The sequence below is a fragment of the Lactiplantibacillus nangangensis genome, assembly GCF_005405065.1.
Classification (GTDB): Bacteria; Bacillota; Bacilli; order Lactobacillales; family Lactobacillaceae; genus Lactiplantibacillus; species Lactiplantibacillus nangangensis.
The window spans coordinates 174,733-196,415 of sequence record NZ_BJDI01000002.1; the positions used below are offsets into that span (position 1 = coordinate 174,733).

20 protein-coding genes are annotated in these 21,683 nt (G+C 45.8%); 18 read left to right on the forward strand and 2 right to left on the reverse strand.

Going from position 1 to position 21,683, the window contains the following annotated elements:
- The first annotated feature begins 10 nt into the window (after nt 1-10).
- Together FFM70_RS02485 and FFM70_RS02490 are read left to right on the forward strand one after the other, a co-directional pair.
- Nucleotides 11-946: an osmoprotectant ABC transporter substrate-binding protein gene (locus FFM70_RS02485; RefSeq protein ID WP_137615265.1), complete on the forward strand. Its 936-nt coding sequence runs from the start codon at nt 11-13 to the stop codon at nt 944-946.
- Nucleotides 946-1,599, forward strand: a complete 654-nt coding sequence (locus FFM70_RS02490) for an ABC transporter permease (RefSeq protein ID WP_137615266.1) — start codon at nt 946-948, stop codon at nt 1,597-1,599. Before FFM70_RS02485 ends, FFM70_RS02490 begins: the two co-directional genes overlap by 1 nt.
- Before the next feature lie 161 nt (nt 1,600-1,760).
- Here FFM70_RS02490 and FFM70_RS02495 read toward each other — a convergent pair whose 3' ends face one another.
- Nucleotides 1,761-2,096, reverse strand: a complete 336-nt coding sequence (locus tag FFM70_RS02495) for a hypothetical protein (RefSeq protein ID WP_137615267.1) — start codon at nt 2,094-2,096, stop codon at nt 1,761-1,763.
- Between the two features lie 200 nt (nt 2,097-2,296).
- Here FFM70_RS02495 and gmk point away from each other — a divergent pair, with 200 nt between their 5' ends.
- From gmk to FFM70_RS02550, 11 genes are all read left to right on the forward strand, one after another.
- On the forward strand, nt 2,297-2,917 hold the full coding sequence (gene gmk, locus FFM70_RS02500; RefSeq protein ID WP_137615268.1) for a guanylate kinase: 621 nt from the start codon (nt 2,297-2,299) through the stop codon (nt 2,915-2,917).
- Nucleotides 2,914-3,126 carry a DNA-directed RNA polymerase subunit omega gene (rpoZ, locus tag FFM70_RS02505; protein ID WP_137607493.1) on the forward strand — a complete coding sequence of 71 codons (213 nt, stop codon included), beginning with the start codon at nt 2,914-2,916 and terminating at the stop codon, nt 3,124-3,126. Before gmk ends, rpoZ begins: the two co-directional genes overlap by 4 nt.
- Before the next feature lie 550 nt (nt 3,127-3,676).
- Nucleotides 3,677-4,903, forward strand: a complete 1,227-nt coding sequence (coaBC, locus tag FFM70_RS02510; protein ID WP_137615269.1) for a bifunctional phosphopantothenoylcysteine decarboxylase/phosphopantothenate--cysteine ligase CoaBC — start codon at nt 3,677-3,679, stop codon at nt 4,901-4,903.
- Between the two features lie 15 nt (nt 4,904-4,918).
- Entirely contained in the window at nt 4,919-7,336 is a 2,418-nt protein-coding gene (gene priA, locus FFM70_RS02515; protein ID WP_137615270.1) for a primosomal protein N', read from the forward strand.
- Between the two features lie 20 nt (nt 7,337-7,356).
- Entirely contained in the window at nt 7,357-8,304 is a 948-nt protein-coding gene (gene fmt, locus FFM70_RS02520; RefSeq protein WP_137615271.1) for a methionyl-tRNA formyltransferase, read from the forward strand.
- Nucleotides 8,301-9,644, forward strand: coding sequence for a 16S rRNA (cytosine(967)-C(5))-methyltransferase RsmB (gene rsmB, locus FFM70_RS02525; protein ID WP_137615272.1), 1,344 nt, complete (start codon nt 8,301-8,303; stop codon nt 9,642-9,644). Before fmt ends, rsmB begins: the two co-directional genes overlap by 4 nt.
- A 17-nt stretch (nt 9,645-9,661) precedes the next feature.
- Entirely contained in the window at nt 9,662-10,411 is a 750-nt protein-coding gene (locus FFM70_RS02530) for a Stp1/IreP family PP2C-type Ser/Thr phosphatase (protein WP_137615273.1), read from the forward strand.
- Nucleotides 10,408-12,420, forward strand: coding sequence for a Stk1 family PASTA domain-containing Ser/Thr kinase (gene pknB / locus FFM70_RS02535; protein ID WP_137615274.1), 2,013 nt, complete (start codon nt 10,408-10,410; stop codon nt 12,418-12,420). Before FFM70_RS02530 ends, pknB begins: the two co-directional genes overlap by 4 nt.
- Nucleotides 12,421-12,517: 97 nt before the next feature.
- Entirely contained in the window at nt 12,518-13,414 is an 897-nt protein-coding gene (rsgA, locus tag FFM70_RS02540) for a ribosome small subunit-dependent GTPase A (RefSeq protein ID WP_137615275.1), read from the forward strand.
- Nucleotides 13,415-13,423: 9 nt separating this feature from the next.
- Nucleotides 13,424-14,077 (forward strand): ribulose-phosphate 3-epimerase, encoded by a 654-nt coding sequence (rpe, locus tag FFM70_RS02545; protein WP_137615276.1) that lies wholly within the window; start codon nt 13,424-13,426, stop codon nt 14,075-14,077.
- On the forward strand, nt 14,077-14,721 hold the full coding sequence (locus FFM70_RS02550; protein ID WP_137615277.1) for a thiamine diphosphokinase: 645 nt from the start codon (nt 14,077-14,079) through the stop codon (nt 14,719-14,721). Before rpe ends, FFM70_RS02550 begins: the two co-directional genes overlap by 1 nt.
- Nucleotides 14,722-15,456: 735 nt before the next feature.
- On the opposite strand, the gene rpmB is transcribed toward FFM70_RS02550, so the two are convergent.
- A complete protein-coding gene (gene rpmB / locus FFM70_RS02555; RefSeq protein WP_137607503.1) occupies nt 15,457-15,642 on the reverse strand; it encodes a 50S ribosomal protein L28 in 186 nt (61 codons plus the stop codon).
- A gap of 237 nt (nt 15,643-15,879) precedes the next feature.
- Here rpmB and FFM70_RS02560 point away from each other — a divergent pair, with 237 nt between their 5' ends.
- The 5 genes from FFM70_RS02560 (at nt 15,880) to acpP (ending at nt 21,589) form a co-directional block, all read left to right on the forward strand.
- The gene (locus tag FFM70_RS02560) at nt 15,880-16,242 is read left to right on the forward strand and encodes an Asp23/Gls24 family envelope stress response protein (RefSeq protein ID WP_137615278.1); all 363 of its coding nucleotides are present in this window, start codon (nt 15,880-15,882) and stop codon (nt 16,240-16,242) included.
- A gap of 35 nt (nt 16,243-16,277) precedes the next feature.
- Complete coding sequence (locus FFM70_RS02565) at nt 16,278-17,981, forward strand: DAK2 domain-containing protein (RefSeq protein WP_137615279.1); 1,704 nt, start codon at nt 16,278-16,280, stop codon at nt 17,979-17,981.
- Between the two features lie 208 nt (nt 17,982-18,189).
- Entirely contained in the window at nt 18,190-20,229 is a 2,040-nt protein-coding gene (recG, locus tag FFM70_RS02570; protein WP_137615280.1) for an ATP-dependent DNA helicase RecG, read from the forward strand.
- 29 nt (nt 20,230-20,258) lie between these two features.
- On the forward strand, nt 20,259-21,305 hold the full coding sequence (gene plsX, locus FFM70_RS02575) for a phosphate acyltransferase PlsX (protein ID WP_137615281.1): 1,047 nt from the start codon (nt 20,259-20,261) through the stop codon (nt 21,303-21,305).
- Between the two features lie 38 nt (nt 21,306-21,343).
- Entirely contained in the window at nt 21,344-21,589 is a 246-nt protein-coding gene (gene acpP, locus FFM70_RS02580; protein ID WP_137615282.1) for an acyl carrier protein, read from the forward strand.
- Nucleotides 21,590-21,683: the final 94 nt, after the last annotated feature.

Genomic DNA, 21,683 nt, shown 5'->3' on the forward strand with positions numbered 1-21,683 from the left:
GGGTAACGACATGCGAAAATTCAAAAAATGGTTATTAGGTTTAGTCGCGGCCGCTGCCAGTGCCTTACTCTTGGCAGGTTGTGGGTTTCCAGGATTATCTGGTAGTTCTGATGACACGGTGCGAATCGCGTCGCAGAATACGACTGAACAACAAATTATGGCTTATGTGATTCAAGACATGATTCAGCATTATTCTAATCTGAATACCACCATTATTAATAATTTGGGCTCTGGGACCGTTAGTTTTAATGCGCTAAAGAACGACCAAGCGGATATTTCATCGATTCGGTTCACTGGGACTGACTTGACAACAGTCTTGGGTGAAAAAGTTAAACGTGGTCAGACGAAGCAGACGGATGCTTTAGTTAAGCGTCAATTTAACACGAAATATGGGATGCACTACTTTCCAAGTTATGGTTTTGCCGATACCTACGCTTTTATGGTGACGAAACAGACGGCGAAGAAGTACAATCTTAAAACCGTCGGCGATATGCAAAAAGTGGCTTCAAAGTTGACGGTTGGGTTGGACCAAACTTGGTTGGAACGTAAAGGTGACGGTTACGATGCCTTTCAACAACTCTATGGGTATCAGTTCGGTAAAACGTATCCAATGCAAATCGGGTTGGTCTACGATGCGTTGGAGTCTGGCAAAATGGATGCCATCTTGGGTTACTCCACAGATGGTCGGATCAAGAGTTATGATTTGACGATCTTGAAGGATAACAAGAACTTTTTCCCACCATACAATGCCAGTGCGGTGGCGACTAACAAAATTTTGAAAGAGCATCCTAAGTTGAAGCCGATTTTGTCGCGTTTAAACGGCAAGATTGATTTGAAGACGATGCAAAGTTTGAACTATCAAGTGGATAATAACTTAGTTGAACCCGAAGTTGTCGCCAAACAATTCCTTGAAAAACACAATTACTTTGAAGGGAGTGACAAATAATGGCTCACATGAATATGCTTCAACAGTTGATTTATTACTATCAACAAAATGGGGCCTATGTCCTTAGTCAATTTTCGCGTCACTTCTTGATTTCAATTTATGGGGTCTTGTTTGCGGCGATTGTCGGCATTCCGATTGGAATTTTTATTGCACATCACAGTAAGCTCAGTGCGACCGTGATTGCGATTGCCAACGTGATTCAAACAGTGCCGTCACTAGCGATGTTGTCGATCATTATGATTGGACTGGGTCTCGGTGTGAACACCGTCATTGTGACAGTCTTCCTATATGCCTTACTCCCAATTATTAAGAACACATATACAGGGATGCTAAATGTTGATCCTAGTGTTCTGGATTCTGGTAAAGGAATGGGAATGACCCGTTGGCAAATATTGCGAATTGTCGAGTTACCGTTGTCCTTATCGGTGATCATGGCAGGGTTGCGGAATGCCTTAGTCCTAGCGATTGGGATCACTGCCATCGGGACCTTCGTGGGTGCCGGTGGGTTAGGTGATATCATCATTCGGGGGACGAACGCGACGGATGGTGGTGCCATCATCTTAGCAGGGGCGTTACCAACTGCTTTGATGGCGATTATCTCTGATTTGATTTTAGGCTGGATCGAAAAGAAAGCTGATCCAACTCAGAAATAAGTGGAAACTAAAAAGATTGATTTACAGGCGTCAGCATTGCTCATTCAGGGAAGCACGTTGAACTGTAACATCAATCTTTTTTAATTTGCATCAAAAACACCAAGGCAATCTGCAAGGTTTGATAGACCTTGATTTCATCTTTTGATGCAAGTCATTATTTTTTAAGCTCGTTTTAAATAGCGAATTTGATTAGGGTCGATTAAGTGTGTCAGGTGTTGGGCCCGGTTAACGAGTACCAATTGACCAGATGATAAGTGTTTGAGGACCCCGTGAATGTTGTAGGGGTGTGTCTCGGTTAAGCTAGGTTGCATCTGCAACATGATTTGATAGTGGTTTGTCTGTGCTTTTTCCAAAAATAAAGTTAGTTGGAAGGAAGGCATCTGCGGCAACAGGGGCGTGACGGCTTCAACGGGACTGGTAAAATCGGTCATAAATTGTCGGTAAGAAGCTTGTAAGTTTTTTGATACGATTTGTAAACTAGTTTGCTTGTTTTGCATGATAACCACCTCGAACATTTGTTTGTGTTTTTATTATACGAACAAGCGTTCTAAAATGCAAGCAATATTTTCGAGATTTGGGTTGAAAATGAGACCCTATTGATGAAAATCTAAGCTGGAGCTGTGATAAAACTTGCATTCAGGCGTTAAAAAGTGCAAAATAATCTTTAAAACATATTTAATAAGGGGAATTTGCGATCATGGCGAAACAAGGCATGTTAATCGTCTTATCAGGTCCTTCGGGCGTCGGCAAGGGTACCGTCCGCAAGGCAATCTTTGACTCAGATGATAACGATTTTCAATATTCAGTCTCGATGACAACTCGGAAAATGCGTCCGGGCGAAGTTGATGGAAAGGACTACTATTTTGTCTCCAAAGATGAATTCGAGGATGAAATTAGGAGCGGCGGTATGCTTGAATATGCCAAGTATGTTGACAATTACTATGGAACGCCCTTAAAATATATCAAGCAGTCATTGGCCGCCGGTAAAGATGTCTTTTTAGAGATTGAAGTTAACGGGGCCATGCAAGTTCGTGAAAAAATGCCTGATGGTGTCTTTATCTTTTTGACACCGCCAGATTTGATGGAATTGAAACATCGCATTATTGGTCGTGGCACTGACGATATGGCAGTCATCAATAAACGGATGGCGAAGGCCGTTGGTGAAATTAAAATGATGCGTAATTATGATTATGCGGTCGTTAACGACGAAGTGCCGTTAGCCGCTGAACGAATCAAGGCGATTATTCGCAGTGAACGTTATAGCGTTAAACGTGTGATGCCAGAATATGAAGAAATGTTAGGAGATGCTGAATCTTGATCTTATACCCATCAGTTGATGATTTATTGAAACAAGTTAACTCACGTTATTCATTGATTATGTTAGCTAGCAAGCGGGCCCATGAATTGGACGCCGGCGCAACACCAATGTTAAGTGAATACAAGTCAGTTAAAACGATTGGTCGCGCTTTGGAAGAAATCGCAGCGGGCGATTTAATGATTGACCCCGACGAAACCGATAAGGACTAATTCGAACGAATAGTGTTGAGCCATTTGGGCTTGACGCTATTTTTTTAGCTTTAAGTTACTGCCTCCGGTTGTCGCTGATGGCATGCGGTCGTGGGACCGGGCTGAGCCTAAGAAACGTCTCAACCCTCGCCCGGAACAGTTGCGAAGCCCGCAATTGTCCCGGACCGTCCATGGCCTAAGGTCGGCAAAAAACGCCGGCCTAACGCCACCTTCACGACCGATGCCATCAGCGACAACCTCCGGCTAGTTAGTGGCAGCATTTTGAGTTGATCTATTGTGGCGAGCAGTAGTTAACTAATTGTTACCACCAAATTTGCCATTGAGAATGATTCAGACGACGCTAATTGTGCAGAGAGACAGTTGTGGTGTTGATTTATGAGGTGCGGCGTAATTGCATATTTTGCCACGGTCAACCTTCAAGCTTCACCTCATCATGGATTCTTGATACAATTAACTTATTCGTGAGTAAAAATGAAACTAAACCGGTAACTGGGTGAGTTCTTATCCCGGTTGCCGTAACTAAACTATGGAAGTTAAGGGTGTGAGCGTAATGAGTATTTGGACGGATCGGCATGTGACGGTCGTAGTAAGTGGTGGCATCGCTAGTTATAAAGCGTTGACGGTCATGCGTTTGTTGATGAAACAAGGCGCACAAGTTCGGGTTGTTTTGACGGCTAATGCGGCCAAATTTGTGACGCCATTAACGTTTCAAACTTTGACTCAACAACCGGTCGTCACCGATGAATTTACGCTGACAGATCCAACACACGTCGTTCACGTAGCCTTGGCAGATTGGACCGATGTGATGGTGATGGTACCAGCCACCGCCAATTTAATTGCTAAAGTGGCTCAGGGACTCGCGGATGATGTCGCGACCACTACGATTTTAGCAACTACGGCCCCAAAATATGTCATTCCAGCGATGAATTCGCATATGTGGGCTAATCCAGCGACACAACGCAACTTGGCGCAGTTAACCGCAGATGGCATTCACCTGATGACGCCCGCTACTGGTCTCTTGGCAGAAGGTTACGCTGGTCAAGGCCGTTTACCGGAACCAACCGAGATTGTGGCTTGGCTGACCAATCAAGTGATCGATGCCGCGACTGACTTGCCACTACATGGTAAAAAGGTGCTTGTGACAGCTGGTGGGACGCGTGAGATGCTTGACCCAGTCCGGTATATTTCCAATCGTTCCTCTGGAAAAATGGGTTACGCGATGGCCCAAGTCGCACGTGAAATGGGTGCAACGGTGACCTTAGTCAGTGCCCAGACTGCGTTACCACGTCCACAAGGTATTCAGTATATCCAAGTCACTTCTGCAGCTGAAATGTTGAAACAAGTTGAGCAAGCTTTTGCCCAGACGGATATTTTGGTGATGGCGGCTGCGGTATCTGATTATCGGCCGGCGCAAGTGGTGACGCAAAAAATTAAAAAACAAGCAGCGGAGCCAGGATTAACGCTACATTTAACCGAAACCACCGATATTTTAAAGAAGTTAGCGACGCAAAAGCAGAATCAGTACGTCATTGGCTTTGCGGCAGAGACTCAGAATTTATTGGCGAATGCTGAAAAGAAACTGGCGGCGAAAAAGTTAGACTTACTAGTAGCAAATGATGTGTCGAAGCCAGGGGTTGGCTTTAATGGGGATACCAATCAGGTGACTTTATTGAGCCCGTATGCGACCCCGGTAACGACCGCAGTCTTACCAAAGTTAGCTATTGCGAAGGCAGTTTTTAAGACCGCCTTAGAACATGGTATTGCTAGTAAAAATTAAGAGAGGAAGTGCAACTTGGCACAAATTGCCCAAGTTTTGGTCGATGTTCCAACGATGCAAACGAATCGACCTTATAGTTATCAGATTCCCAGTGCTTGGCAATCACAAGTGCAGCCAGGAATGCGCGTCGTCGTCCCATTTGGTCGCGGTAAACGCCGCGTGCAAGGGTTTGTTTTGGCCTGCAATGACGTAACGACCTTTGATGGTGACTTGAAAGCTATTGATTCGGTGGTCGATTTGGCGCCAGTCTTAAATCAAGAAGCGTTGAAATTGACTGCTTGGTTAGCCGCGAGCACTTTCTCGTTTCAAATCACTTGTGCCCAAACGATGCTGCCAGCAGTGATGCGTGCCAAGTATGAAAAGTTGTTACGGCCGACTGACCAAACTTCCGCGGCGATTGATGACCAGATTTTTCATGGCCAGACCAGTGTTGATTTTGATGCCATTGCAACCACGCCTGCAGCAGTGAGTCAATTATTGCGGTTGCAGGCAGCAGGTGAAGTTGAGGTTTATTATCAAGTTAAAAATCAAGCTCGACATAAAACGGTTGTTGGCGTGAAAGCTGCGCTCAGTGTAGCGGATTTAAAGCAAGTTGAGACAACGGTTCGATCCGGGGCGGCTAAGCAGTTGGCTTTGTTGAACGGGCTACAAACGTTAAATGGTGAAACGTTAACGCAACGAGAATTTAGTCAGCGTTTTGATGTGAGTGAAGCGGTGATTCGCACCGGTGAACAAAAGGGTTGGCTACAAAAAACGGCCATCGAAGTTTATCGTGACCCGTATGCGACAGCTAATATTCGGCCGACCAAGCCGCTAAAACTCAATGATGAACAGCAAGTTGCGGTGAATCAAATCGTCGCAGCGGTAGATGCCCCAGCCACGACGACATTTCTACTCGAAGGTGTGACGGGGAGCGGGAAGACTGAAGTCTACTTGCAGTCCATTGCCGCGGCGCTCGCCAAGGGGAAAACAGCCTTGATGCTAGTGCCAGAAATTTCGTTGACGCCGCAGATGGTCCAACGGGTCAAAGGGCGCTTCGGTAAAGCTGTCGCCGTGTTGCATAGTGGGCTATCAAGTGGTGAAAAATACGACGAATGGCGGCGAATTCGGCGCCATGAAGCCCAAGTCGTGGTCGGCGCACGCTCAGCCGTTTTTGCGCCACTTGATAATTTAGGCTTGATCATCATGGATGAAGAACATGAAAGCAGTTATAAGCAAGATGATGCACCACGGTATCACGCCCGCCAAGTGGCCTTATGGCGGAGTCAGTACCATCATTGCCCAGTCGTTTTAGGTTCCGCGACCCCCTCGCTAGAGACGCGGGCACGCGCTGAAAAGGGCGTTTACCAACGCCTCTTGTTAGCTGATCGCGTGAATCGGCGGCCACTGCCGAGCGTATCGATCATTGATATGAAGCAGGAAATGCAACAACATGCCGAAAGTAACTTTTCGCGGGCACTGCTAGTAGCCTTGCAAGACCGCTTGGAACGCCATGAGCAGAGTGTCCTCATGCTCAATCGAAGAGGGTATTCATCTTTTGTCCTCTGTCGGGACTGTGGGTTCGTGCTCAAATGTCCTAATTGTGATATTTCGTTGACGTTACATATGGATACGCATACGATGAAGTGTCACTATTGTGGTCATGAAGAGGCAATTCCGAAAGTTTGCCCAAACTGTCACAGTCGTCAGATCCGTTACTATGGGACGGGCACTGAAAAGGTGGAGGAAGAACTCCAAAACTTGTTACCAGATGCGCGTATTATTCGAATGGATAACGATACGACCCGCAAAAAAGGGGCCCACGCGAAGCTACTGACCCAATTTGGCAGCGGCGAGGCCGATATTTTGATTGGGACGCAGATGATCGCCAAGGGACTCGATTTTCCTAATGTGACGTTAGTCGGGGTCTTAAACGCCGATACCGCGTTAGGCTTACCGGATTTTCGGGCCAGTGAACGTACCTTTCAATTATTGACGCAGGTCAGTGGCCGTGCCGGCCGGGCGGAAAAATCTGGTCATGTCTATATTCAGACTTTCAATCCAGACCACTATGCGATTCGGTTTGCGAAGCATCACGATTATGAAGGCTTCTTTAAATATGAAATGCAGATGCGCCATCAAGGCGGTTATCCGCCCTATTATTTCACGGTTCAGATTACTGCGAGTGATTTAGATGAAGCGGTAGCTGCCAAACGCATGTATCAACTGTTACAATGGTTAAAGCCCCGTTTGACACCCAGCACAATTATTTTAGGCCCAACGCCTAAACCGATTGCGCGGGTCAATCGCCGGTATTACTATCAAATTGTGATCAAATATAAACAAGAACCAAATCTCGAGCACACGTTAACGACACTGTTACAAGAAACCCAAGTGCAGCAACGCCAAGGATTACAAATTGGCATTGACGTGGAGCCGTTACATTTTATGTAACTCATTGGAGGAATTTAGAAATGACATCAATCGTTTTTATGGGGACGCCGCAATTTGCCGCCCCAATCTTAGCTAGTTTAATTGACGAAAAGTATGACGTCTTGGCCGTTGTGACGCAACCGGATCGTAAAGTTGGTCGGAAGCACGTTTTGACCGCGTCACCCGTCAAGCAAGTCGCTTTAGCGCATGATATTTTAGTTTTACAACCAGAAAAGATCAGTGGTAGTCCGGAAATGCAAAAAGTGATCGACTTACAACCAGATTTAATCGTCACAGCTGCCTTCGGTCAATTTTTACCAACAAAATTGCTAAAAGCCGCTCAAATTGGGGCCATCAATGTGCATGGCTCATTGTTACCAAAATATCGCGGTGGGGCACCCGTTCAGTATTCAATTATGAACGGTGAAGCCGAGACCGGGATTACGATTATTTATATGGTCAAGAAGATGGATGCCGGTGATATGCTTGCCCAACAAGCCATTCCAATTACGGCTAAAGATGATACTGGGACGATGTTTGAAAAGTTGAGTGTCGTTGGTCGTGACTTATTATTAGCCACCTTACCAAAATTAATTGCGGGTGAGTTGACCGCAACGCCCCAACCTGAAGACCAAGTTACTTTTGCGCCAACGATTAAGCCAGAAGAAGAGCAATTGGACTTTGATCAAACAGCGGCTCAAATCGATGACCAAGTTCGGGGGTTACGGCCAGCGCCAATTGCCTATGCCATCATGGATGGTAAACGGACGAAATTCTGGGATGTGACACCGTTGACTGAGACCGTGTCACAAGCGCCTGGTCAAGTCGTCCGGAAAACAAAACATGAATTAGTGCTAGCAGCCGGGAACCAGACGGCGTTAGCAATCAATGAGCTTCAACCAGCAGGTAAGCCGAAGATGACGATTACTGATTTTCTGAACGGTGCCGCTGACAAATTCAATACTGGAGAGCAGGTCATTACAAAATGAGCGAAGTCGGAAATAGTCCCCGCTGGTTAGCCGTATCAGCCTTATCAAAAATTAAAAACGGTGCGTATTCCAATTTACAATTAAATCAATTGATCAATCAGCATACGATGGATCGGCGCGATATTAATTTATTGACGAACATTGTCTATGGGGTGATTCAGCACCGTTTGACCTTGGAATACTGGCTAAAGCCATTTGTGCGGCATCCGCACCAGTTAGATCCATGGGTTAACGAATTATTGTTAACGGCCTTATATCAGTGGCAATATTTAGACAAAATTCCACAACGGGCCGTTTTTAACGAAACAATTGAAATTGCGAAAGTCAAAGGTCACCCAGGAATTCGGCGGTTTGTGACTGGCGTCTTGCATGAAATGGATCGCCAAGGCTTACCAAAATTTGATGCGATTACTGACCCTGACGAACGCTTGAGTGTGACTTACAGTATGCCAATCTGGTTGATCGACGAATTGCGTGACCAATTAGGGGCAGACAAGATGCAACGGATCATTGCTTCACTTAATCAACCAGCCAAACAGTCATTGCGGGTCAATACCGCAGTTTCAGACGTTGAAGATGTGACCGCTGCGTTAACTAATGAGGATTTGACGGTTGATTTTAGTGAGATCTCACCAATTGGGTTGATCGTGAGTGACGGCCAAGCGGTGACGACGGATGCCATGAAGTATGGGATGTTCACCGTTCAAGATGAAAGTGCACAATTGGTTGTCCCAGCCTTGAATCCGCAACCTGGCGACCGCGTTTTGGATGCTTGTGCCGCACCTGGCGGGAAGACGACACAAATCGCCGCTGCGCTGGATGCTGATGCGGGTGGTGAAGTCGTTGCCTTGGATATTCACTCGAACAAGGTCAAGTTGATCGGTGAAAATGCTGCGCGGATGCACGTTGCTGACCGCGTTGCCGCAACCGAGTTGGATGCCCGCAAAGTTGGCACCGAATTCGGTGACGGACACTTTGATCGAATCTTAGTGGATGCGCCTTGTTCTGGATTGGGGTTAATTCGTCGGAAGCCAGAAATTCGTTATGAAAAGCAGCTTTCGGATAGCTTAAACTTGCAACGCATCCAACTTGCAATTTTAACAGCCGTGGCACCAACCTTAAAAAAAGGTGGTATCATGACGTATAGCACTTGTACCATTTTAAAACAAGAAAATCAGGATGTGATTGCGCAATTCTTAGCTGATCAACCTGAGTTTGAATTGATCAAAACACCAACTGAGATGAATTTAAAAGCGGATCGAGACAGTGATACCTTGTCGATCTATCCGGATGATTACCTTTCAGATGGCTTTTTCATTGCTTGTTTACGAAAAAAATAACAGTGGAGTGGTGAACCGTGAATTTTGCATATCGGTCTGATATTGGCCAACAACGCGAAGAAAATGAAGATTATGTCGGCGTATTCAAAAATAAAGCAGGGGTTCAGTTTGCCATCGTCGCGGATGGTATTGGTGGTCATCAAGGTGGGGACGTGGCTTCTGAAATGGCCGTTTCTCACATGGGCTATCGGTTTGAAAATACGACATTTGACCAACCGACCGCGGCCGTCAAATGGCTCGCGGCTGAAGTCCAAGATGAAAATCAGCATATTATTGAAAAAGCACGCGAATTTTCAGATTTAAATGGCATGGGGACGACCATGGTGGCGGCCCTGATCTTTGATGATGAATTTTTGATGGCCAATATTGGCGACAGCCGCGGCTATCTTTTCCGGCATGAGACGTTGCAACAATTGACCGAAGATCATTCCTTGGTGAATGAGCTTGTCAAACGTGGCGAAATTTCAGCCGAACAAGCGCGGCAACATCCACAAAAGAATATCATTACGCGGACTTTGGGCATTTCACCAGATGCGGACATTGACACGAACTTGTATCAAATGCAAACGGGCGATCAGCTGTTATTATGTTCAGATGGACTGACCAATATGGTGACTGATGAGCAATTGACCAATGTCTTACAGGACAGTGACCAAACGGCGACTGATAAATGTGAAACGTTGATTAAACTAGCGAATGCGGCTGGCGGCGCCGATAATATTACGGCGCTGATCGTGGTCGTTGATGGTGAGGTGGCCAGTAAATGACACCTAACTACACACTTAGCGGGCGGTATCGAATTATCCGGTCCTTAGGTGAAGGTGGGATGGCGAATGTTTACTTGGCGCATGACTTAATATTGGATCGCGATGTGGCGGTCAAACTGTTACGCTTGGATTTACGGGATGATCCTAAGACCATCAAACGGTTCCAGCGTGAGGCTTTGGCGACGACGGAGTTGGTTCATCCGCACATTGTGAGTTTATACGATGTCGGCGAAGAAAATGGGATGCAGTACTTGGTCATGGAGTACGTTAAAGGAATGGACTTGAAGAATTATATCAAGGAACATTTCCCGTTGCCGCTCCAACAAGTGATCGACATCATGGAACAAATATTAAGTGCGGTCGCAACCGCGCATGCGCATAACATTATTCATCGGGATCTCAAACCGCAAAATATTTTAATCGATGAACAGGGCAATGCTAAAATTACGGACTTTGGGATTGCAGTCGCGTTGTCGGAACATACGATGACGCAGACCAACACAATTTTGGGTTCGGTCCATTATTTGTCGCCGGAACAAGCCCGCGGCAGTATGGCAACCAAACAATCCGATATTTATTCATTAGGGATCATTTTATACGAAATGTTGACTGGCTCGGTGCCATTTAAAGGTGAAACGGCGGTTTCAATCGCTTTAAAACACTTCCAAAATGAAATTCCGTCAGTCCGTGATTATGACGCTAAGATTCCGCAAGCGTTGGAAAACGTCGTGCTTCAATCAACCGCCAAAGATCCTCGTGACCGCTATGCCACGGTTGCGGACATGGCAAATGACCTGTTAACGACGCTATCCGACACGCGGGTTGGTGAAAAACGTTTCGAGCCGGACGATTTAGGCAATGATGAAACGAAGATCATGCCCAGCGCGGATATTGCCGCAGCCATTGCGGCGAATCGGCGGGCGGATGCCGCGAAGAGCCAAGCTAAGGCGCACCCCGAAAAGACAACTGAGTCGACTGACACGGCGACGGATGAAGCACCATTACCAAAACGGTCATGGTCAAAACGCCATCCAGTGCGGCGACGCCTGATTATTTTTGGGTCGATTGCGGTCTTGTTGATTGTGGCAATCGTGATTGGGTTGGAATTGAGTCGACCACAAATGACGAAAGTGCCTAAATTGACTGGCATGACGCAGACGACCGCGACTAAGGTCCTAGCAAAGCGCCATTTATCGGTCGGAACGATTAAGCATGCGAAGAGTAATGCGGTCGCTAAAAACCAAATTATTAAGAGTACCCCAGGAAGTCAGCAAAAAGTCCAGGAGCGGTCACGAATCAACTTGACGATCAGTAATGGCGCTAAGCAAACGAGCTTTGGCAATTACGTGAATGAGAGTTATGGTGATGTACGGGCGACACTCAAGGCAGAAGGCTTTAAGGTCAAGCAACGATTCAGCACGTCAGCGGTCGCTGCTGGCCAGATCATTAGTCAAGATGTGGTTGCCGGTAGCTCAGTTTTGCCAACGAACACGACGGTTACATTTACCGTTAGTGCTGGCAGTCGCTATGTGGGCTTGAAGGATCTGACTGGTGAGAGCCGTGGCGATATTTTGAACTATGCGACGGCTAACCGCATTAATATCAACTTTAAGCAAGGTTATTCGGATGACCAAAAAGCGGGTTATTCGTATGATCAAACGCCTGAAGGGGGTGCTAGTGTCCGAGCCGGGTCAACAGTCACTGTGCTGATGTCTAAGGGGAGTCAACCCGCAAGTGCCAATTTAGCGGAAAGCTTTAATGTTAAAGTTAAGGTGCCATACAAAGCGTTAACAACGGCCACTGCGACTGCAAATGATGTTAAAGTGTATTACCAAGATGATGAGCACCTGATTGGGACCCTTTATCGTGAAATGGCCATCACCCAAGATACTGAAGTGACGATGCCGTTTCAATTGACTGGTTCGCAGACTGGCCAATATCGCATCGTGCGTAACGGTGTGACGATTGCCCAAAAGACTAAAGTAACGAATAAAGATGCTTCAAATTAAAAAAATCAAAGTCATGCCTAGGCATGACTTTTTTGGTACAATAGAGCCAACAAGCTTAAAGTGGACCGTACCAAAATAAAAATAAGGTGGTGCAAGTTTGAAAACTGGACAAATCCGACAATCGTTAAGTGGTTTCTATGATGTATACGCCGATGGGCAGTTATATCGGACCCGAGCCCGTGGAAATTTCCGTAAACGCGGCATTACGCCGCTAGTGGGTGATCAAGTAGAATTCGATGCGCCGACTCAACAAGAGGGGTACATTTTAAAAGTACTGCCACGAAAGACTGAACTTGTGCGACCCCCCGTCGCTAATGTTGATTTAGCCATTGTGGTCACGGCAACCACGACGCAAGAATTTTCGACGAACTTACTCGATCGACAATTGGTTGCGTTAGAGGTGGCTGGGATTCAGCCTGTAATCTATATGGCTAAAACTGATTTACTTTCAGATGAAGAATTTGCAGCCCGCCAACAATTGGCAAATGATTATGAACAAATTGGTTATCAGGTGATTATTGAACGAGCCGCTTTTGATGCACACGCTTTAGCCGCCGTTAAAGCCGCGTTGGCTGGGCATGTTGCCGTCGTGATGGGGCAAACGGGTGCCGGTAAATCGACACTGTTGAATCATTTACAACCAGGCTTGGATCTAGCAACTGGTGAAATCTCACAAGCCTTGAATCGTGGGAAACATACCACGCGTAAAGTTAGCCTGATTGAGATTGCGGATGGCTTGGTGGCAGATACGCCTGGATTTTCGTCTTATGAAGTCTTTGATATCGCCGCCAATGAGTTGACCCACTTTTTCCCAGAATTTGTGCGGTTGAGTGTGGATTGTAAGTATCGTGGTTGTGTGCACATTAATGAACCTAAATGTGCGGTGAAGGCTGCTTTGGCGGCGGGAACCGTGCGTCAAAGCCGTTATGATGATTATTTACAATTTTATGAAACGATTAAAAATAAAAAGGTTATCTATAATAAGAAAAAGTGAGTGAAGCTAATGATTAAAGTTGCGCCTTCGATTTTAAGTGCTAATTTTGCTAATTTACAACCAGATGTCGAATTGGTTGAACGAGCGGGGGCCGATGCCCTGCATATTGATGTCATGGATGGTCAATTTGTCCCTAATTTGTCATTTGGGATGAGTACCGTCGCGGCGATTCGGCCGATTACGTCGTTAACACTAGATTGTCATTTGATGATTGTTGAACCTGAACGCTTTGTGACGCAGTTCGCGCAAGCTGGTGCTGATTTGATTGGGGTCCATGTCGAAAGCACCCGCCATATTTATCACGTCTTGCAGTTGATCAAGCAAGCCGGTGCGAAAGCGGAAGTTGTCGTTAATCCTGGGACACCATTGAGTATGATTGAAGAGGTGTTACCGCTAGTTGATCAGGTCCTGATTATGACAGTTAATCCCGGTTTTGGTGGCCAACACTTTTTGACACCGATGGTTGATAAAATTCGCGCTTTGGCTCAATTAAAACAGCAACATGGCTATCAATTTGAGATTGAAGTTGATGGTGGTATTAATGATCAAACCGTCAAGACGGTCTATGATGCTGGTGCAACGGTGGCCGTTGCAGGCTCTTATGTTTATGGGAGTGATGATCCTAGTCAGCGGATCCAAGACTTAAAGGTGGCGACGAACTAATGACCAGCGTAAATTTGTTAGTCGGGGGACCGACGGCGAATTGGCCAGTGGACTTGGAAAAAATTCCAGGGCCATGGGTCGGTGCCGATCGTGGTGCCTTACGGTTAGTAAAGTTAGGGATTCGACCAGTGATGGTGGTCGGGGATTTTGATTCAATCAGTGAGACCGAACTAGAAACTGTTAAGCAATCTTTAGCGGGGACAGTCATTGTGAAGCCTGATCAAGATCATACCGACACGCAACTGGCTGTGAAGTCGATTTTTGAGCGGTTACAGCCGGATGAATTGCATATTTACGGCGCTACGGGTGGCCGCCTGGACCACTTGCTGGCCAATTTATGGCTAGTGCTTGATCCGTTCTTTCGGGTCTGGGCACCGAAGATTCGCTTGATTGACCGTCAAAATACAGTCCGGTATTTCTTGCCAGGGGCGTATACGATTACTAAAGAAGCTGATAAGCGTTATTTAGCTTTCGTCCCGTTGATGTCGATGCATTTAACCTTAGCGGATGAAAAGTATCCATTAACGGCCGCGCTCAATGATTATCCAATTTCTTGGGCCAGCAATGAGTTTGTTGGTGAAAAGGGGCATTTCAGCTTTGATGCCGGCGTGTTAGCTGTGATTCAGAGTTGCGATGCGGACTAGCAATAATAAGAATAGTCGAAAAAGTCGAGACAGGGGGTCAACCCGTTGCCTCGACTTTTTTGTGAACGATTTAAAGGATAGAAAATTGCTGCTTCGTCTTGCTGTGTTAGCGGTTAAACAATGAAGGATAGTTGCTGGTTGTCGCTTCCGGTTATTATTGATAACATGCGGCCGAGGGACCGGGCCAAGCCTGAAAAACGTCTTGTCCCTCGCCCGGAAGCCTTGCACAACTCGCAAATCTCCCGGCCGGTCCGTGGTGTAAGACCGGAAAATCACCGGTCAAACGCCACCCACACGCCCGATACTATCAATAATAACTACAGCTAGTAAACTTTTTTGACTAATAAGATAGTTGTTTAGTTAGCAAAGTCGGCCAGAGTGATACGAAATATAAAGCCATTTTAAACACAACAAACACTGGTATTACTGGATTTATGAGTGCCTTATTACTTTCAACCTCGTAATTTGCTAGGTTAAAGTGGTTTGAAACTCAGCGACAGATTTCTAAACTTTAACTTTTTTGAGTGTCATTTTAAGTTCAAAAATAGGTGATAATAAGCATTTTGTGCTGCTTAATCTAAAAATAATCACTGATGTTATGTAAAGGTTCACGAGCCAATGACCTTTTTACCAGCGGCCAAAATTCTAAACTTTATAATTTTCTGACCGAAAAAAAGTGAAAAAGGGCAACAAAAAACGCCACTCGCAAAAAAATTGCGGTGACGGTTTGCTGCGCTAAACGCGCGTTACTTTACCTGATTTCAAAGTCCGAGCTGAAACCCAAACCTTCTTTGGTTTACCATCAACTAAAATGCGAACTTTTTGCAAGTTAGCTTTCCAGCTGCGGCGGCTGTGGTTCAAAGCATGAGAACGCGAGTTACCAAAGTGCGTCCGTTTGCCTGTAACGAAGTCTTTTGCCATGTTGATCTGCCTCCTTCGGTAATCATTGATAAAAGGTCGATGCTTTATCATTCACTAGAATAATTTATCATAGATTAATAAAGGTTGCAATACATTTCTATCAAGTAATTTTACTTTACTGCTAAATTCCGCTAATTCGGGCTTCCTGAAAGGCGGTCGTGTAATTTTTCTTTCATGAATTGTTGTGCTATGATAAACTATCGTAAATGAGCGCGTTAAAACAAGGAGGCTATTTTCATGGCTGTCAAAATCAAAACGCAATTTGGAACAATCGACATCGATAATGATGTGATTGCGACAGTAGTTGGTGGTGCGGCAACAGATAACTACGGGGTTGTCGGCATGGCTAGTCGGAATCAGATTCGTGATAACTTAAATGAAATTTTACGCCGCGAAAACTATGCACGTGGTGTCGTTGTGCGCCAAGAAGATAATGGTGTTTCAATTGAAGTGAACATTATTGTCAGTTATGGGACTAAAATCTCAGAAGTTTCACGGAACGTCCAAGCCAAGGTCAAATATAACTTACAAAATATGCTTGGCGTTGCGGCCAATTCGGTCAACGTCATTGTCCAAGGTGTTCGGGTAATGAACGACTAATCGATATTGGTGTGAGCCAAGGAGGAATTTTGAAATTGAAAATCACCAAGATAACTAATCTTGAGTTTGGCAAGATGGTACAGGCCGCTTCACAAAAGCTGAACCAACGCGCCGAATTCATTAATTCTTTGAATGTCTTTCCGGTACCTGATGGTGATACCGGGACTAATATGAGCTTATCCATGGCCAGTGGGGCCAAGTATGAACGTGATGAAACGAGTACTCAAGTTGGCGATTTAGCTTCAGCTTTAGCCAAAGGGCTATTAATGGGTGCCCGCGGTAATTCCGGTGTTATTTTGTCACAAATCTTCCGGGGCTTTTCTAAAAAAGTCGCCGGTAAAGACGTTTTAACTGCCGAAGACTTAGCTTCAGCTTTCGCTGCTGGGGCACAGACGGCCTATAAAGCGGTGATGAAGCCAACTGAAGGGACCATTTTGACGGTCATTCGGAAAGCGGCTGGCGCTGGTAAAGAAGCCGTCAAGACGTCTGATGACATTTGTGAAGTCATGGACGCCGTCGTGACCGCTGCCGAAGCTGCCTTGAAGTCAACGCCTGACTTGTTACCTGTTTTGAAGCAAGTTGGTGTGGTTGATTCTGGCGGTCAAGGGTTGACCTTTGTTTTGGAAGCATTCAGCGATTCTTTAAGCGGTAAAATCGATGAATCTAAAGACTATGTGCCAGATGACGCTGAAATGGACTCAATGATCGATGCCACGCATCATCAGAGTGTCCAAGGTCAATTAGACCCGAATGATATCAAGTATGGCTACTGTACTGAAATCATGGTTAGAATCGGTGATGGTAAGTTAGTTGATCAAAAATTTGATTACGACACTTTCTATAACTATTTAGCCAAATTAGGCGATTCATTATTGGTGATTAATGATGATGAAATCGTCAAAGTGCACGTGCATACGGAACATCCCGGCGATGTCATGACTTGGGGTCAACGTTTTGGGGCTTTAGTCAAAGTTAAAGTTGACAACATGCGTTTGCAACAAGAAACGATCATGGAACATGACGAGGCCGCTGCTGAGGCGACGCCAGCCGCTGAAACCATGGGTCAACCAAAACCTGATATGCACGGCTATGCCATTATTTCTGTCGCTTCTGGCGAAGGTATCGGCAAGCTGTTCAAAGGGTTAGGTGTCACGCATATTATTGCTGGTGGTCAAACGATGAATCCAAGTACGGCGGATATCGTCAAAGCAGTCAATGATAGTGGTGCTGAAAAGGCCTTAGTTTTACCTAACAACAAAAATATCTTCTTAGCCGCGGAACAAGCTGCGGATGTTGCGGATATTCCAGTTGAAATCATCCACAGTAAGACGATTTCACAAGGGATGACCGCGATGTTGGCGTTCAATCCAGAAGCTGAGTTAGCAGATAATCAAGCTGAAATGGAAGATACATTGGATACGGTCGTTAGTGGTCAAGTCACGCATGCAGTACGTGATACCACGATCGACGGGATGACGATTCGCAAAGACGACTACATGGGTCTAGTGGATGGTGACATCGTCGTGACGGATCCTAAACGGGAAACTGCCACGATCAACATGGTCAAACACATGTTGGACGAAGACAGTGAACTAGTCACGATTATTTATGGCGCAGACGCTACTAAAGCGGATGCCGATAAATTATCTGCAGCGATTCAAAAACTCGATGATGAACTTGAAATCGAAATTCATGAGGGCGACCAACCAGTTTATCCATTCTTGGTCTCAGTCGAATAACTTAAACGTATTTTAAACGGGTCCGGACCGTCAAAGTCTGTGGCCCGTTTTTAGCTGTTTACTGAAAACTTAACGAACGATTGTCCGTTGCATAATCTAATTGCGATTAGTTCCAGTAACCGGCGATTTAGCCTTGGGGTACTTTTCGTTTTTGTCTTGAGAGTTTGGTATAATTAACTGAAATACAACTGAGAGGGGACTTTTTGAGATGACTAAAACATTAACGGATCCGGTCGGCGAATTAGCTGGTGTTGGTCCAGCGCGGCAAAAGGCGTTGGTCGAGCTCGGTATTAATACGGTCGCCGATCTGTTAACTTATTACCCCTTTCGTTACGATGATTTACAAGTCAAAGATATTAACGAAATTGCGGATCAAGAAAAGGTCACTTTGAAAGGGACCGTTGCGTCGGAACCAGTTTTAGTGCGGTTTGGACGCAAGAAGAACCGGTTAAATTTTCGGTTGCTTATTGACCATGATGTCTATATGGTCACCTTTTTTAACCAACCTTATTTGATGAAACAGATCGAAACGGGACAAGCGTTGGCGGTTTATGGCAAATGGGATGCCAAACGTAGCAGCATCACTGGGATGAAGATTATCAATCCTAATAACGCTGAGGAGGCGTTTGGGTCCATTTATCCGGCTAGTAAGTCAATTAAGCAGGGCACGATTCAAAAGCTTGTTAAGCAGGCTTACGAAGCGTATCAGGATAGCATCGTCGATGTGGTCCCTGAACCGTTGATTGCGAAGTATCGTTTGTTGCCACGACAACAGATGATTCACGATATGCATTTTCCAATCAGTCAGGAAGCTTCCGCGGCAGCACGGCGTTCGGCGACTTATGAAGAATTTTTAATGTTTCAGATGCAGATGCAAGTGTTAAAGCGTTCTGATCATGACACGGACGGGATTGCCATTCATTATGACAATGAGCGTTTAAAGGCTTTTATCAAAACGTTACCTTTCGAATTGACCCATGCGCAGAAGCGAGTCGTCAATGAAATCTGTCTGGATCTGAAATCGCCTAAACACATGAACCGCTTGCTTCAAGGGGACGTGGGTTCTGGTAAGACGATCGTGGCAGCAATCGTGATGTATGCGGCAATCACGGCTGGCTATCAAACGGCGTTAATGGCGCCAACCGAAATATTGGCTGAACAACACGCCAATAATCTGGCGCGAGTTTTTGCCGATACGCCGGTGAACGTGGCGTTGCTGACTGGATCGACCAAGCCCGCTGCGCGTAAAACGTTACTGGCGGCTTTAGCGGCTGGTGAGATCAATTTGTTGATTGGAACGCACGCGCTGATTCAAGATGGCGTGGATTATGCCAACTTAGGTTTAGTCATCACGGATGAGCAACATCGTTTTGGGGTCAATCAGCGAGCGGCCTTCCGGCAAAAGGGTGGTCAGCCGGATGCGTTAGCCATGACCGCCACCCCGATTCCACGAACATTGGCGATTACGGCTTATGGTGAGATGGATGTATCTGAGATTGATGAGTTACCCGCTGGCCGCCAACCGATTCAGACAACTTGGGTTCGCAGTAATCAAGCGGATAATGCCTTGGTATTTGTCCGTAAACAGTTAGTGGCTGGGTCACAAGTCTATGTCGTGACCCCCCTGATTGAAGAGTCCGAAACGTTAGATGTTAAAAATGCTGAAGCGTTGTCAGAGAACTTGCAGACCTATTTTGCGCCGGATTATACGGTTGGCTTGTTGCATGGTCGCATGAAGCCGGAAGAAAAAGAAGCCGTGATGGCGGACTTTAAAGCTGGTAAAATTCAACTGTTAGTTTCAACCACGGTCATTGAAGTGGGGGTCGACGTCAAAAACGCGACGGTCATGATGATTTATGATGCGGATCGTTTTGGCTTAGCTCAGTTACACCAATTGCGCGGCCGGGTTGGTCGGGGTCAAAAAGCGTCTTATTGTATTTTGGTGGCTGATCCTAAAAATCAGCAAGGCATTGAACGCATGCAAATTATGACGGAAACGACTAATGGTTTTGTTTTGGCGCAAAAAGATTTGGAATTACGGGGTTCGGGTGAAGTGCTCGGTGTGAAGCAATCCGGGATGCCATCGTTTAAGGTCGGCGACCCGATTGCGGATTTGAACGTCCTCCAAGTGGCGCAACAGGATGCGCATGCCATCGTGGCAACGCCTAAATGGGATCAACAGCCTGAAAATCAAGCTTTAGCCCACTATTTAAAAGGAAAACTTGCAGCGGTCGGAACTTTGGACTAGCTGACTATGAGAGGCAATGGTGATAAATTATGGTAAAAATTGCAATTGATGCAATGGGCGGCGACTATGCTCCCGAAGCAGTCATTGAAGGCGTAGAACAAGCCCGTGACTTATTTGAAGATACGGTATTCTTACTGTATGGGAAGCGGGACGTCATTAATCAACATCTTAAAAATCGGGATCGAATTCAAGTCATCAATGCCGATGAAGTGATCACGATGGAAGACGAACCCGTGCGAGCCGTTCGGCGTAAGAAAAACTCCTCAATCGTGATGGCTGCAACGGCGGTCAAAGATGGCGAAGCTGATGCTTTCTTTTCTGCTGGTAATTCTGGGGCCGTTTTAGCTGCGGGCCTTTTCATCGTTGGTCGGATTAAAGGTATCGACCGGCCAGGCTTAGTCACGGCGTTGCCCGTGGTTCGTAATGCCAACCAGTCTAATTTTGTGATGATGGATATTGGGGCAAATGCGGACAGCAAGCCTGTCAATTTGCAACAATATGCGGTTTTGGGGACATATTATGCAGAACGCATGATGCAAGCCAAGTCACCCCGGGTTGCTTTACTCAACAATGGGACTGAAGACGATAAGGGAAATAAAGTACACAAGGCCGCCTTTGAATTGCTACAACAAACCGCTGACATTAACTTTATCGGGAATGTCGAATCGCGGGACTTGTTAAATGGGGTCGCAGATGTGGTCGTCACGGACGGCTTCACCGGTAATGCCGTTTTGAAGAGTATCGAAGGGACGGCTCGCTCAATGCTCGGTTTGGTCAAGGACGCGGTTTATAATACTGGTGTTAGTGGTAAATTGGGTGGCTTGCTGCTTAAAAATGGCTTTAATCAAATTCGCTCACAAATGGACTATTCACAATATGGTGGTGCGGTGTTACTCGGCTTGAAGGCCCCAGTTGTTAAGACTCATGGCTCTAGCAAAGCGCCAACGGTCGTTAATACGATTCGCCAAATTCGCCAAATGGTGGCGACCGATATCGTGCCCGGAGTAGCGGCTTACTATGCGAACCAGCAAGCAAATCAACAGGCGAGTGTAGACAAGTCCGTCGAAAACGATTAAAATACTTTAGTGAATTCAAGTTAGTGAGGAGTAGTTGCATGACAAAAGAAGAAATCTTCAATAAAATTGCGGCCATTATTGCGGACCGTTTTGAAGTTGAACAAAGTACTGTAACCAATGAAATGAATCTGCAAAAAGATTTGGATGCTGATTCAATCGATTTTGTCGAGTTCGTCTTAGAACTTGAAGATACGTTTGGCAGTGAAATCTCCGATGAAGATGCTGAAAAGTTGAATACTGTCGGCGAAGTTGTCGATTACGTTGCAGCTAACCAAACAAAATAGCACTTAGTTTTCAAAACTGAGCGACTAAATTAAAAAGCAGGCCAAACTGGTCTGCTTTTTAATTACCGTCATTAACAAAAAATTGTTAATCACT

Excerpts from the sequence above, each read along its gene's own strand:
- FFM70_RS02485 (WP_137615265.1), top strand. The coding sequence starts at position 11 with ATGCGAAAATTCAAAAAATGGTTATTAGGTTTAGTCGCGGCCGCTGCC.
- FFM70_RS02490 (WP_137615266.1), top strand. The coding sequence starts at position 946 with ATGGCTCACATGAATATGCTTCAACAGTTGATTTATTACTATCAACAA.
- FFM70_RS02495 (WP_137615267.1), bottom strand. The coding sequence starts at position 2,096 with ATGCAAAACAAGCAAACTAGTTTACAAATCGTATCAAAAAACTTACAA.
- gmk (WP_137615268.1), top strand. The coding sequence starts at position 2,297 with ATGGCGAAACAAGGCATGTTAATCGTCTTATCAGGTCCTTCGGGCGTC.
- coaBC (WP_137615269.1), top strand. The coding sequence starts at position 3,677 with ATGAGTATTTGGACGGATCGGCATGTGACGGTCGTAGTAAGTGGTGGC.
- fmt (WP_137615271.1), top strand. The coding sequence starts at position 7,357 with ATGACATCAATCGTTTTTATGGGGACGCCGCAATTTGCCGCCCCAATC.
- rsmB (WP_137615272.1), top strand. The coding sequence starts at position 8,301 with ATGAGCGAAGTCGGAAATAGTCCCCGCTGGTTAGCCGTATCAGCCTTA.
- pknB (WP_137615274.1), top strand. The coding sequence starts at position 10,408 with ATGACACCTAACTACACACTTAGCGGGCGGTATCGAATTATCCGGTCC.
- rpe (WP_137615276.1), top strand. The coding sequence starts at position 13,424 with ATGATTAAAGTTGCGCCTTCGATTTTAAGTGCTAATTTTGCTAATTTA.
- FFM70_RS02550 (WP_137615277.1), top strand. The coding sequence starts at position 14,077 with ATGACCAGCGTAAATTTGTTAGTCGGGGGACCGACGGCGAATTGGCCA.
- rpmB (WP_137607503.1), bottom strand. The coding sequence starts at position 15,642 with ATGGCAAAAGACTTCGTTACAGGCAAACGGACGCACTTTGGTAACTCG.
- FFM70_RS02560 (WP_137615278.1), top strand. The coding sequence starts at position 15,880 with ATGGCTGTCAAAATCAAAACGCAATTTGGAACAATCGACATCGATAAT.
- recG (WP_137615280.1), top strand. The coding sequence starts at position 18,190 with ATGACTAAAACATTAACGGATCCGGTCGGCGAATTAGCTGGTGTTGGT.
- plsX (WP_137615281.1), top strand. The coding sequence starts at position 20,259 with ATGGTAAAAATTGCAATTGATGCAATGGGCGGCGACTATGCTCCCGAA.
- acpP (WP_137615282.1), top strand. The coding sequence starts at position 21,344 with ATGACAAAAGAAGAAATCTTCAATAAAATTGCGGCCATTATTGCGGAC.